This window comes from Larkinella sp. VNQ87 (assembly GCF_049445795.1).
GTDB lineage: Bacteria > Bacteroidota > Bacteroidia > Cytophagales > Spirosomataceae > Larkinella.
Window position 1 is genome coordinate 38,381 of the sequence record NZ_JBMSDT010000013.1, and the last position, 13,406, is coordinate 51,786.

General features: G+C 54.7%; 11 protein-coding genes. 8 read left to right on the top strand and 3 right to left on the bottom strand.

Annotated features, from left to right (window positions below; genetic code table 11):
- Window positions 1–86 precede the first annotated feature (86 nt).
- Both ACO2Q8_RS21605 and ACO2Q8_RS21610 read right to left on the bottom strand, forming a co-directional pair.
- Window positions 87–1,088, bottom strand: a complete 1,002-nt coding sequence (locus ACO2Q8_RS21605; protein ID WP_423346942.1) for a FecR family protein — start codon at window positions 1,086–1,088, stop codon at window positions 87–89.
- Between the two features lie 167 nt (window positions 1,089–1,255).
- Entirely contained in the window at window positions 1,256–1,945 is a 690-nt protein-coding gene (locus tag ACO2Q8_RS21610) for an RNA polymerase sigma-70 factor (RefSeq protein ID WP_423346943.1), read from the bottom strand.
- Window positions 1,946–2,273: 328 nt separating this feature from the next.
- Between ACO2Q8_RS21610 and ACO2Q8_RS21615 the strand changes: the two genes are divergently transcribed.
- Entirely contained in the window at window positions 2,274–4,937 is a 2,664-nt protein-coding gene (locus ACO2Q8_RS21615; RefSeq protein WP_423346944.1) for a PAS domain-containing sensor histidine kinase, read from the top strand.
- Here ACO2Q8_RS21615 and ACO2Q8_RS21620 read toward each other — a convergent pair.
- Window positions 4,919–5,779, bottom strand: a complete 861-nt coding sequence (locus ACO2Q8_RS21620; protein ID WP_423346945.1) for a 5'-nucleotidase, lipoprotein e(P4) family — start codon at window positions 5,777–5,779, stop codon at window positions 4,919–4,921. The two genes, ACO2Q8_RS21615 and ACO2Q8_RS21620, sit on opposite strands and share 19 nt — an antisense overlap.
- A gap of 314 nt (window positions 5,780–6,093) precedes the next feature.
- On the opposite strand from ACO2Q8_RS21620, the gene ACO2Q8_RS21625 reads away from it, so the two are divergent.
- From ACO2Q8_RS21625 to ACO2Q8_RS21655, 7 genes are all read left to right on the top strand, one after another.
- Entirely contained in the window at window positions 6,094–6,870 is a 777-nt protein-coding gene (locus tag ACO2Q8_RS21625) for an FHA domain-containing protein (RefSeq protein ID WP_423346946.1), read from the top strand.
- A gap of 79 nt (window positions 6,871–6,949) precedes the next feature.
- A complete protein-coding gene (locus ACO2Q8_RS21630) occupies window positions 6,950–7,900 on the top strand; it encodes a hypothetical protein (protein ID WP_423346947.1) in 951 nt (316 codons plus the stop codon).
- A gap of 5 nt (window positions 7,901–7,905) precedes the next feature.
- A complete protein-coding gene (locus ACO2Q8_RS21635; protein ID WP_423346948.1) occupies window positions 7,906–8,511 on the top strand; it encodes an FHA domain-containing protein in 606 nt (201 codons plus the stop codon).
- A 3-nt stretch (window positions 8,512–8,514) separates the two neighbouring features.
- Window positions 8,515–9,324 carry a PP2C family protein-serine/threonine phosphatase gene (locus ACO2Q8_RS21640; protein WP_423346949.1) on the top strand — a complete coding sequence of 270 codons (810 nt, stop codon included), beginning with the start codon at window positions 8,515–8,517 and terminating at the stop codon, window positions 9,322–9,324.
- Window positions 9,321–10,109, top strand: a complete 789-nt coding sequence (locus tag ACO2Q8_RS21645; RefSeq protein ID WP_423346950.1) for a caspase family protein — start codon at window positions 9,321–9,323, stop codon at window positions 10,107–10,109. The genes ACO2Q8_RS21640 and ACO2Q8_RS21645 overlap by 4 nt, the downstream gene beginning before the upstream one ends.
- A gap of 141 nt (window positions 10,110–10,250) precedes the next feature.
- Complete coding sequence (locus tag ACO2Q8_RS21650) at window positions 10,251–12,461, top strand: protein kinase domain-containing protein (RefSeq protein ID WP_423346951.1); 2,211 nt, start codon at window positions 10,251–10,253, stop codon at window positions 12,459–12,461.
- Window positions 12,462–12,473: 12 nt separating this feature from the next.
- Window positions 12,474–13,385 (top strand): tetratricopeptide repeat protein, encoded by a 912-nt coding sequence (locus ACO2Q8_RS21655; protein WP_423346952.1) that lies wholly within the window; start codon window positions 12,474–12,476, stop codon window positions 13,383–13,385.
- Window positions 13,386–13,406 lie beyond the last annotated feature (21 nt).

A 13,406-nucleotide genomic window follows, 5' to 3' on the forward strand; every position in this document is an offset into this window, starting at 1 on the left:
AGTTTAAGGTTTATAGCAACAGGTTGATAGATAGTTGGTTATGATTAACTATAAACAATAAACCAAAAACGATGAACTACTTAGAATCAATGGTTGGTTAGTTGAACGCGGTTACCCTGGCGAACGACGCTGATGTCCAGCAGTTCAGAGATCGATGCCAAAAGCTGATCGACATTGTCGGCCCGAAACGAGCCCATCAGCACCCGGTCGGCCAGCGTCGAGTCGCTGATGCTGACCTGCAAGCCGTAGTTTTCTTCCAGTAGGTAGGCCACTTCCTGCAGCGAGGTTTCTTCAAAGACAAACCGCTTTTCGCCCCAGGTCGGCCGGAGTTGCGACGAGCGGACTTTCCGGAGGGCAATGCGGTTTTGGCGGTCGAGCGTCACGAGTTCGCCCGGTTTCATCGTCACTTGTTTGTAGGTAGCGCCTGCCTGATAGTTGAAGCGGACCTGCCCCTTGGTCAGCGCGACCCGGGCGCCCCGTTTGCGGGCAAAAACCGTAAACTCGGTCCCCAACACGACCACCTCGAAGTTTTTCCGGGTTTTGACAATAAATTTCTGACTATCAGGCGTGTGGACCACCGAGAAATTGGCTTCGCCGGTGAGCAGCACTTCGCGGGTCTGGCTACCAAAGCCCCAGCGCGGAACCCGCAGGCAGGAGTTGGCATTCAGCGTGACTTTGCTGCCATCGGGTAGCCGGAGAGAGCGGGTTTCTCCATAAGCGGTTTTGTAGGTTTTGAACAGCAGTTGGTTTTTAAACAGCAGACCGCCCAGCCCCAGCAAACAGATCACCGAAGCGGCCACCAGCCAGGGACGCCAGAACCCGGTTTTAAAGCCGGGAACGGGCGGTTGCCAGTCGGGTGATGGTTCCGAATGTGGGTGGCTGGTCAGAAAATCCGTATAGCGTTGCTGCGCCCGATCCGTTTCTGTCAGGTATTGCGGGTGGTTATTTTCCCATTCTTCCAGCCATTCATAATAAAGCTCTTCATTCTTTTCGTCCCGCAGCCATTGTGCAATCAGCTCCCGTTGCAAGGGCGAGGCTGTGCGGCTGAAATAGCTAAAAATCAGGTTCTTGTTCACTTCAGATTCCATAGTTCATCATAGTGTAAGTACTCAGTTTAAAATAGTTTATAGCTTTTAGAAGAAGGGGCTGACAATTAGATGATTATCTTTAACTATAAACCATAAATTAAAAACCATAAACTACTTGGTAGGCATAGAATTCCGTTGGCCGGACGGTTTCGGCTAGGTGTGGTGAATCAGAAAAAAAGGAAATGCCCGCAGATCGGAAAGGTCATCAGCCAGTAATCTTTCAGGCCTTTGCGGACAATGCTAAGCGCCTTAACGATATGAACTTCAACGGTTTTGATGGAAAGGCCGAGTTCGGTAGCGATGTCCTGGTATTTTTTGCCTTCAAACCGGCTCATCAGAAAGACTTTGCGGCATTGCGGAGAGAGTGACTCCACGAGGTCTTCGACTTTGTGGGCTACTTCCTCAAACTGAAGCACCTGGTCGGGGCGCTGGCTGAGCGCGCCCTCACGAACCTCGGCGGTCTCGATGCCATCGAGCTTCTGAAATTCCAGCCGGAGGTAGTTATACGCTTCGTTCCGGACGCTGCGGAAGAGGTAAAGCCGATAGGAGGTTGTAACGGTCGCATAAGCCCGGGTTTTCCAGAATTTGCAGAAGACGTCACTGACCAGATCTTCGGCGGTTTCTTTCGAGTACACATACCGCACGGCGTGGCTGCACAGGGCCTGGTGATAGCGCCGGAACAACAGTTCACAGCCCTTCTGGGGACTTTCCTCGAACGTCCGGCGGATGAATAACTCGGTATCGACCCGACCCGGTTTTTCGTCCACAGCCTCACCTTCCGACGCGGCAGGCGTCAGCGGTTTGGCGTTTACCTGAAATGGCTGATTAGAAAAGTCGATCCGTTGACGAGGTGGCATGATCTTGGGTTTAGCCTATTTGATCCTACTAAAAGTCAATCCTCTCTTTATAAAGACAACTTTTCCATAAAACCACCTTAGTTGGTTTTAAAAATTTCTGAAAAAAGTTAAAAAATGATCGTTTGATACCTTCCGAAGTAAAGCCGTAGGGAGGGGCGATGAAGGCGAAAACCGGTTGATTCACTGGATCAAATGATGATTTTTAAGTCATTATTATTTCTGAGTCAGCGAGTTATCAGGCGAGCGATTCCGGACCTTTTGTCAGGCCGTGACTTTTTTGCTACCTTGCTTCAGGTCCGTTCCGACGGTTTTTTCTTCAATTAAACGTATGACTGAAGCGCTGGCTGCCCAACCTGGCCCGATGGATATAACGGGGCTGCGAACCGTGCTGAATTTTGTGGCTTGCGGAGTCGTGCTGTATGAGCCTTCGTATGATGAACAGCAAGGTATTACCGATTTTCGGCTGTTGACATTGAACGAAGAGGCAGAACGAATTACCGGGCAATCTGTAGCGGATGCAGCCGGTCGTATGGCCCACGAATTGTGGCCGGAGGGATGGCAGACCAACCTCTGGGAATGCGCGGTCCGGGTGGTTGAAACGGGCGTTGAACAACAGACCAGCGCCTGGCTGACCAACCGTTGTACCGGTTTTCGGACATTTTACCAGGTACTGGTTCGACCGGCGTTTCAGGGAATTGCCATTTCATTGACGGAAGCCACCTTTCTGGCTCCTGAACACGAGTTGCTGGCGACCATCGTCGACCACTCGCCGAACGGGATTGCCGTATATAGGGCCGTTCGCGATTCGAATGGCCAGATTGTGAACTTCCGCACGGTGCGCTACAACCAGAAGGTGCTTGAACTCTGCGGTTTCAGCCCGGCCGACATGGAAGAAAAAACCATGCTCGAGCGTTTTCCGGCCGTTCAGGATTACCTGCCGCGCTACCGGGCGCTGATCGATGAAGGAGCCCCTTTTGTCGGCGAGCATTACTTCGAAAAAACAGGTCGTTGGGTTGAAAATCAGGCGCGTAAGCTTGGTGACGGCTATTTCTCGATGCTGCGCGACGTAACCGAACAACGCCGGGCCATTGAGGATCTGACAGCCCAGCAACACCTCCTGCAGACTATTCTGGATACGGTAGAAGCGGGCGTCATGCTGTATTCGCCGGTTTATGACGATACAAATCAACTGATCGATTTCCGGTACGAACTGGCGAACCAGACGATGGCTACCTACGCGGGCGTGTCGGCCCATGAACTGGTTGGGACGCGGGTCAATGAATGGTTTCCGTCGTACTACGACAACGGAAATTTTGCGGTCTACCGCCGGGCCTACGAGTCGGGTCAACCGGAGCAGTTCGATCAGCATTACGCCGATGATGGGCTGGATGTCTGGCTGACGGTCAATGCAAACCGGCTGGGGGATAAACTGCTGGTTACCTTCACGGATTTTACGCCCATCAAGCGCGCCGAGCAGCAATTGAAAGCTACCCTGGATGCATCAATCAACAGCATCCTTGCCATGACGGCGATCCGCGACGGGCGGGGCGAGATTATTGATTTCAGCATGGACATGGCCAATGGCTCCGTCGAGCGGAGTTTGGGCCGAAAACCGCAGGAACTAGAAGGTCATACCTTGCTGGAACTGTATCCGGGAAATATCGAGAACGGTTTTTTTGACTTGTACGCAAAAGCTACCGACACCGGGGTTCCGCAACAGGGAACGCTGCACTATACCGACAGCAATGGGTTTGAAGGTTGGTTTGAGGTATCGGCGGTGCGGCAGTCTGAAAACAAGGTAGTGATCACGTTTATGAACGTGACCCAGCAGAAGCAGAACGAACTCAAAGTCCGGGAGCAGGCTGAACTGGTCGAAAGTGTACTCAACGCCACCCTGACGGCGGTAGCGGTTTATGAACCGGTGCGCGCCATTGACGCAGATGGTCAGCCCGGCCCGATTGTCGACTTTCGGTTTACGCTGGCCAATCAGGCATCGGTGGATACGCTGGGTTTATTGCCGGAGGTGCTTTATACCAAAACGCTCTGTGACATGAATCCGGTGCTGCGAAACAGCCCGGCCTTGGCCCGCTACGTCGAAGTGGCTGAAACCGGAGTGCCGGTTACGCTGGAGCGGCAGGTCGGCGACCGCTGGTTTCTGGTTTCGGCCGTACGTTTCGGCGAAGATGGGCTGCTGACGTCGTCGATCGACGTAACGGAAATCAAACAAGCCAAGGAGCAGATTGAACAGATGAATGCGCAACTGAAACGCAGCAACGAAAGCCTGGACCAGTTTGCAGCCATTGCCAGCCACGATTTGCAGGAGCCCCTCCGCAAGATCGAAGCTTTTGGCTCCTTGCTGTTGGACCGCTATGGCCCGGCCCTGGGCGAGGGCGTGACCTTACTGGAACGGATGCAGTCGGCAGCCCGGCGGATGAGTAGTTTAATTCGGGATTTATTGACGTATTCCCGCCTTTCCAAAACCGGGGCGTTAGCCCGCAAACCGGTGAACCTGAGCCCTATCGTGACTGAGGTGCTTGTCGATCTCGAATTGGCCATTACCGACAAGGGGGCCGTTGTCGAGGTTGAGCCGTTGCCCACGCTGCTGGGTGACGAGCTGCAACTGCGGCAGGTATTCCAGAATCTGCTGGCCAATGCGCTCAAGTTTACCCAGCCCGGCCGGTCCCCACGCATTACCGTCCGGGCCGAACGTCTTGACGCGCAGCAACTCCCAACCGATATCCCGCTGCCGGATCGCTCCCGGCCGTATCACGTTCTGACGGTTGCCGACAACGGCATCGGCTTTAACGACGAATACCGCGAGCGCATCTTTGGTGCTTTTGAACGGCTGCACGGCAAAGGTAGCCCCTACAGCGGTTCCGGAATCGGCCTGACCATTGTTCATAAAGTGATGGAAAATCACGAGGGCATCGTCTCGGCCCGGGGCGTACCGGGCGAAGGAGCCGTCTTTCAGCTCTATTTTCCAATCGGCTGAGGGCGACTGGTTTCGAATCCTTGCAGGGCTTTGTGCTTCAAAATATCAGCTTCGGCTGGTGTCGGGTTCTGACCGCGCCAGAGGGCGGACTCCCAGTCGCCGTAGATCACGTTGGGCAGCACAATGAATTTTGTCCCGAATAGCATATGGTGATTGGCTACCAACTGGTTGCGCTTCTCGGCATGCTGTTGGTAAAACATGGGATCAAAATCGTTCAGGTTATCACCCAACAGCATGACGATCTGGTGCTTCTCGGCGACGGTTTTCCGGCGCGGCTCTTTGTCGGCCGAGGTGGTTTTCATGAGCACATGGGCCGAGTCGGCCTGCGGAAAACCGGCGGTTTTCAGGTTCCGGATGCTGGCGTCCAGCTCATCCTGGCTGCGGTTGCTGATGTAAAAAATCTGAACGCCATTCCGGGCGGCAAACTGAAAAAACGCAACGGCGCCCGGCAGCGGTTTGGCGCTGGCCTGAGCGGTCCAGGCTTTCCAGCTTTTTTCGGTGTATGTGGTATGATTCAGCAAATCCTGCGCCTGCTGCGGGCTATTGTCCAGCACGGTTTCGTCGATGTCGGTCACAATGGCCAGCGGTTTTCCGGTCGGCTGGTTTTGTCGCAGGGCTTCCTGAAGCTGCATACGGGCCAGGGTGAAAGCCTGGTAACACAGCGCCCGGTATTCGCCTGCGTGCTGCTGCCAAAGTACGGCATTCAGGCTATAGTCGAGACTGGTGATGCTTCGCGAGCTGCTTTTGTGGGTGACCGTTGTGACGGCCGGCGTAGTCCGGGGTGAGCAAGCCGAAAGCCAAAGGGCCAGCAGCGTTCCCGGTAAAAAATACGTTCGCTTCATGGTGTGGAGTCGGTTTCTGTATGGCGCAAACTTAGTCCGCTGACCCGTATTTGGGCAACGAGTGAGCGATAACGAGAGCAATTGAACTGGCAGCCAGTCTGGAATGGCTAATAACGGGCCGGAGACGAAGCCAACTATTGTTACAATTAAAATATACCAATTTGTCAACAAGGGTAACTTAAAGGGCTGCTCCGGCGAAGGATGGAAAACCGGCCGGAAGAATCAACCATGAAAAAATGACCGATTAAAAAATTATCGTAGATTCACTTAGTAAATCTACTTATCTTGCCGGGTAATCATTTCGGATCTTTCCTATGGCTTTGTTACAGACGCCTTTTCAGTCGGGCGAGATGGAACAATGGATTGACGGTCTCAGTCAGCTTCCGACTTACACCATTGGGCGACGGGCGGATAATGCGATTTCGATTCCGAATACCAAAGTCAGTGGGCAGCACGCCCGGTTGATTCGGTGTACGGATCATCTGTTTGTGCTGGAAGATCTCGACAGTAAAAACGGGACATTCGTCAACGAAAATCGGATCACCCGGAAAATCATCGACCGCAAAGACCGGGTACGACTGGCTGATGCCGACTATAGCGTCGAGGAATTGCTGGGGCTTTTGCCGTCCGAAACGGTTCCGTCTGCTGAAGCTAATGTGGTTTCTGTGCCTAAAGCGGCTGACGTTTTGGAAAAACAAGGCCTGGATTTTCGGCAAGAATTCGCTGAGCTTCAACAGGTTTTTGAACAATATCCGAAGCTGCGGAAAGCCTGCCGCAACCGCGAAAAAATGATCCGGACGGGCAGCGTCATTCTGTCGTCGGTGATCGGTATCAGCGCCGTGCTGACGACGGGTGGAGGGGCCGTGCCGTTTATTCAGATCATGTCCGGCGCGGGCCTGAGTATGCTGATTCCGACGCTCTGTTCTACGCTGCTTTCGACGGACGAGAAACTGGAAATTATTGATAAAGAGTACCGTGAACGCTACCGATGTCCCAATCCACGCTGCCACGATCCGTTTGGGAACCGGGAGTGGAAAGTGCTGGCGCAGCAGAAAACGTGTCGACGCTGCCAGGCAATCTGGGCAAATTGAAAAAATATCCGGTTTTTCATTCACCTTTTCGTCGTTTCTCCGATATATCGGCATCGTTCACGTTTCCGAAGTAAACCGCATGGCACACGTTACCGACCAGACCGAATCGCACACGGACGCCTTTCCGCTGGCTCCGCCGACGCGTCCCGCCAAACCGACATCCGACATGGATCAGAAAAAAGTATTGGGAGTTTCGGCAGCAGCCCTGCTTCTGGGCGGAGCTGCCTGGGCCGTTGCCCAGAAAATTCAGACAACTACCGGTGAAAAAGATTCAGATGGAGAGTCAGGGGTGGGCATAGGAGAACCTTTTTCCGTCGAACTCCCGGCCGATATTGAGGTGGCCCGAAACGTAACCGATGAAATGTCGTTTGACAAGGCGTTTGCAGCCGCGCGCGGGGAAGTTGGCATGGGCGGGGTGTTCAGTTGGCACGGGCGCTGGTTCAATACGTTCGAAAAAGAAGAATGGGGCAGCCTTTCGCTCGAACAGCGGAAAGAATATACCGAGCAGGTGCTGGGTGAAAAACTCCCGATCAAAACCTATAACCTGGTTTCGGAACCGCTGGCGCAGAATCAGCCGGTTTCGCCCGGAACCGAACCAACCGTGATCGAAGGCTTCCTGAACGGCCAACGTGTAATGGGGCTGGATTTTGATCAGGACGGCATCATCGATTCGGTGGTGCTCGACGGTGCGGATGGCTACGCCTACAGCGTGGTCGATGCCTCCGGAAACGCTGGGCTCGATACCCTGTACCAGTACGACACGCTCAGTGGCGAAATCAGGACCACCATTTGGCTTGACGAACCCTTTGTGCTAACGAACGACGATTTTAGCCAGGCGCTGGAAAACACGATGTCGCAGGAGATCATCGACTCAATTCTGGAACCGGATGCGGCTGCACCGGTCGTGGCCAGCACGATGCCGGAATTTTCGGATGGCAGCGCCGATGCGGAGGACAGCTATGTCGGAGAGGAATTGCCGGAAGACGATACGTACGTCAACGATGGCGACGTGCGGGATATGGACCAGTAAGCGTTATGCGTAGTGGTTTTAAACTAACGCTCATCACCTGCCAGCAGTGCGGTCGGCGGATTATGGTGCGGGCTTCGGATGCGGAGCGCGGGTCGATTCGCTGTACCCACATCGGGTGCGGAGCGGTAAATGGGTTATCCGCCGGTTTTCACTATAGCGACGCCCTGGTGCAGGGGTTGCCCGCCTTTGGGCAGTTGACGTACCTGGAAAATCCGGCTATGGCGTACCCCCTGCGGTTTGGACCGAACGTGATCGGCACGGCGGGAACCTGTACGGTGCCGGTCGAACGGTTTACGCACGAGGGACGCTGTTTCATCAGCCGACGCCACTGTACCTTGACTGTAACGTTTGATAAATGGACGGGGCGGTTGCGTTACCAGTTGCAGGATGGGGTTCAAAATGCCGGTCAACTCAATCGGCAGCACAGCCTGAACGGAACGTTTCTGAACGGGGTGCCGCTGAAGAAAATGGAAATTATCGATGTGGAAAACGACGGAATCATCACCCTGGGCGGGGTCGATCGGTTCCGGCTGACGCATTACGTGATTCCCCCCGCGATGCTCGATACGTATCGCGTTGCCGTAGCTTTTAACCCCGACCGTACCGAATAACCCATGCAGATTCAGATTCGTTTGCCCTATGCGTTTTCGCACATTGGTCAGCGGACGACCAATCAGGACGCTTTGTTTCCCGGCGGAACGGCCGATCCGCAGACGCAGCTTTTCCTGGTGTGCGACGGCATGGGCGGGGCCGATAAAGGTGAAGTGGCGAGTGCGTTGCTTTGCCGGGGCATTGCCGATTACGCCCGTTCGATGGGCGAGCCGGTTTTCGATATTGTGCATTTGCAGGTTGCGCTCGATCAGGTGTACGAATCGTATCACGAGTACCTGCAAGAGCACCCGTTTGTTCACCGCATGGGGTCCACGCTGGCACTAGTGCAGTTTCACGAACACGGCGTGACCGTGGCTCACCTGGGCGACAGCCGGGTTTACCAGCTTCGGGCGGGAAAGATCATTTTTCAGACGAAAGACCACAAGCAGGTGAATGACATGGTCGACGCGGGCATCATCACCGAAACGCAGGCGCTGAGCCACCCCTGGCGAAACCGGCTCAGCCGGGCGGTTGTCGTCCATGCCGGCGAAAACCCGGCGCAAACATCCCATCCGATACCGGATATTCTGGTGCTGGACGATGTTCGGGCGGGCGATTATTTTTTTATGTGTACGGATGGGGTGCTGGAACGGGTCGACAACGCCACGCTGGAATCGGTGCTGGGCGGTGACATTCCCGATAAAGCCAAGATGGCGGCTTTGATCGGGCTGTGCAACGGCCAGACGCAGGATAATTATTCGGGGTATCTAATTGGTATCGAAACAGTTAATCAGGCTGAAGAAACTACAAAGCCGCAGGTTGTTCGCTCATGAGTCTACCGTTGTTTTGGGTGTTCTGGCTGTCGGGCTGGCTCGGGAAAGCGGTTCCACTGATCAACGGAGAAACCTACGCCGTAGTGGTTGGGATTTCGGATTACCAGGCGCTTTCGTACGCAACCGGCGACTTGCGGTATGCCGACCGCGACGCCCGACAGGTGGTGGCGTTTTTGCAGAGTAAACCGGGTGGGCGCGTATCCGACGCCCACATCCGGCTGCTGACCAACCGGCAGGCGACGCTGGCCGGTATTCACCAGGCCATGCACCTGTTTCGGCAGGCCAAAACCGGGGATCGAATTATTCTGTATTTCTCGGGTCACGGCTTGCCGGAGAGCTTCGTGCCGTACGATGTGAACCCGGGAAATCCGAATCGGGCGCTGACGCATCGGGCGATTAAAGAAGCGTTTCGGGCGTCGAAGGCAACGACCAAATTGTGTATTGCCGATGCCTGTCTGTCGGGAAGCCTGACGAAACCATCGAACCGGCAGCGCGTTGCTCAGGCGATTGGCCGCGAGCCCGGACCCGGCAGCACCGTGGCCATGCTGCTGGCCAGCCGTTCGACGGAGTTTGCGGTGGAGGCCCGGAAACTGGCCGGGGGCGCGTTCACGCATTATTTGCTGAAGGGCTTATACGGGCAGGCGGATTTCAACCACGACCGGGTCGTAACGATTCGCGAGTTGCACCGGTACGTATCACTCAATGTCCGGCAGACAACGCGGGATCGGCAGGCACCGGTTTTTTACGGTCGTTTTTCGGATGATCTGGCGTTATCCAACCTTTGAACGAAAAAAAGTGTCAAGATAAGTAGTTAATGGTTTTTAGTTTATTGTCCAACACAATCATTCAATTATGGCTTCCAAAACTTTAAACCTTAAACTATAAACTACGTTGAGCGACCACCCATGTAACCAGAACAGACCTTAATGACCGAGTCAATTACGTCGTTTCAGGAATTTAAACGACGCTACCCCATCCGCCCGAGTGATCCGGCGGCTTTATTGGGTAGTGGTTCCTACGGTCGTGTCGTCAAAGTGGAAGATCAACTGGAAACCGAGTGGGTTGCCATCAAAATCAGTGAGTTCAAGGGTCACGACGCCCGCTCGCTGAAGGCGGAGGTCGAACTAGCCCGGCGCGTGCCCCGCCAGGCCAATATCGCCCGGTACGACGCCTGTTACCGGCTGGAAACCGACACCAGCATCAGCGATTTTGCCATCATGAGGTACTACCCGGATGGTAATCTGGCCGATCTGCTCCGGCGCGAAACCCTGTCACCGCAGCAACTGGACGATATCACCCGGGGCATCCTGCTGGGGCTGCAACACCTGCACCGAAACCGCATTGTTCACCGCGATTTCAAACCGGCCAACATTCTCATTTCCCGCGATAATGCCGGGCGTTATATTCCCAAAATTGCCGATTTTGGGCTGAGCAAACTCGTCAACAACGACGAACTCGACAGTTCGGACTTTGACCTCAGCGACGGGCGGGGTACGCCCTCCTACAAAGCACCCGAGCAGATCGAAGGCAGCCGGGTGAGCTTTAACCTCGATTTGTGGGCGTTCGGCATCATCCTCTACGAAATGCTGACGGGTGAAAAACCGTTTCGGGCCGATCCGAGAAACCTCAGTGAGCAATCCGCCCGGCGCGAGATCGAGCTAAAGATCATTACGGTTGAACTGCCCGACCGGCTGAATGACATCCCCGAACCGTACCAGACCATCATTCGCCGGTGCCTGGTGCGCGACATTCACGAACGGGTCCGGAAGGAAGACGAATTGCTGGATTTGCTCGATAACATCCCGACGCTGCTGAACGAAGCCCGGAACCAGTTCACGGAGCACCACTACAGCCAGGCGATGTGGCTCTACGAGCAGGTACTAACCCGGCGCGAGCAGCATCCCGAAGCCAAAGAGGGCCTGACGAAGTGCCGGGCCGCCCTGGAGCAACAACATAACATCCAGACCCTGCTGGACGAAGCCGACGAATGGGTCAACCAGCGGCAGTATGAGCAGGCCCGGATTCTCTACGAACAAGTGTTGCGGCTCAGCCCCGACGACGACCGGGCGGTTCAGGGATTGGTGCAGTGTTTCGAAGCGGTAAAACCGAAGCGGGTGGTGCCAGAAGCCGAATCGACGGATGCCTACGAACCGGAGCGAACGGACGTGTACGTGGATGACTACAAAGGCCCTTCGTTTCTGACGCCAACCGAAACGCCCACGGACATCCTGACCGATTTGCCCGTGCCGCCCACGTCTACTCCGGTCGTTACCCGGTTTTCGGAATCCACTCTATCCAAATCTCAGCCCAAACCGGCTCCGGCAGTTTCGTTGACTCAGCCCGTTGCGCGTCCGCTGGGTGGTCTTTCGCGCTGGAGTCTGCTGGCTGCTGCGGTGCTGGCTGGCGGGTTGGGATGGTATTGGATTACTAAATCAACTGGTATTAAGATCATTGGTAAAGCAGAAAAACCGGTTTTCCAACAACCGGGGAGTAATACCCTTGACGAACCGGAAAAGTACGATTCGCCAACACTCTCAAAACCGCTGGTAACCAGAGCCGATACCATAAGAAGAGTTAACGTTGCTTTTGGCAAAGCGCGCCGGGCTTTTACCGGGAAAGATTATGAAACGACGCTGATGTTTACAAACAGCGCCCTGCAACTTGATCCGACCCGGAAGGATGTGCAGCGACTACGCGACGCGGCTGAGGCAGAGAAAGTCAAACTCGGTCAGGGGCTGGTAGTAGATTCCGGAAAACCGGAGGCTCCCAAAGAAAACCCGGTAGTTACAGCGACAGAGACTGCAAAACCGACCGAACCCATCGAAAGTCCGGCTGAAAAGCTCCGGAAGGAAAAGCAGGAACAATATGACCAGTTGATTGAGCAGGGCCTGAAAGCCGTCAACGGCAGCAACAACAAATCCAAAGCGATGACAACCTTCACGAGCGCTCAGTCTTTGGCGAAAGAACATGATCTGAATACCACGAAAGCCGACGGCGCTTATTCCCAAATGATGAGTAAGGGTAACAAGTACTTCGAACGGGACGAACTGGAAGGGGCCAAAGCCTGGTACGAGGTGGCACAAACCCTGAAAAATACCGACGAGGTGCGCCGACGAATCAAACAATGTTCGAACTAGTGACCTCATTTTATGAATACAACGCTACGCCATTTTCTCTTTTTCCTGTTGTTTGCCTTTGCCGGTTTGGTTCACGGACCGGCAAAGGCCCGACCGGTTCCGATCCCAGTCGTGGTCGACGAAGAGTACGACCGGTATAAAAAACGCGGAGACGATTTTTTCAAGGAAGGCCGCTATTTTGAAGCCCGTCGGCAATACCAGAACTGCCTCGATGTACCCGGTTTTGAAAATGATGCCTACGCAAAGAAAAGAATTGACGAATGCAATACCGGTATTGAGCTTCGCGACAAGGTGCAGGATGCGCTGGATCAGAAAAGCGGTCAGGTGGCCATCGACCTGCTGCATCAACTGCTGGCGCTGAACCCCGACGATATCATCACGCAGGGACAGATGGCCGATTTCTACGAGCGCGAGGGAAATCGGCTTTTCAATGAAAAACGGTACCGCGAGGCCCGGACGTATTACAATGAAGCCCTCCAGTTTGCGAGTGCCACGAAACGGGAAACACTGACCATTCAGCTTCGGACCATCGAAGATCTCCTGCGGCCGAAATACCCGAACCGGATGGGCCTTAAAATCGCTGCGGGTGTCGTGGCGGTGGGGGCCGGGGCTGCTGCGGTGATGCTGTGCAGTGATTACCAGTCCAAAATCAGGGCGCTTAACCGGATCAGCCAGGGCGCCGATCCGAACAATACCGGGGTGATTGACAATCCGCTCCAGTACGACGAATACGAAAATGCCTACAAGGCTGCCGAAGCAGCCAGCCAGCGCAGGGGCGTATTTGTGGCCTGCGTGGGGGTAGCCGCCGTGGCTACGCTGGCCGAAGCGTATCTGTGGCTCAAAAAACCGAAACCCCGAATGTCGGCTTTCCGCTGGCAACCCGCGTCGCAATCGCTGGGGCTGGCCGTTTGGTATACCTTTTAACTTTTCCGCACCCGGTTATTT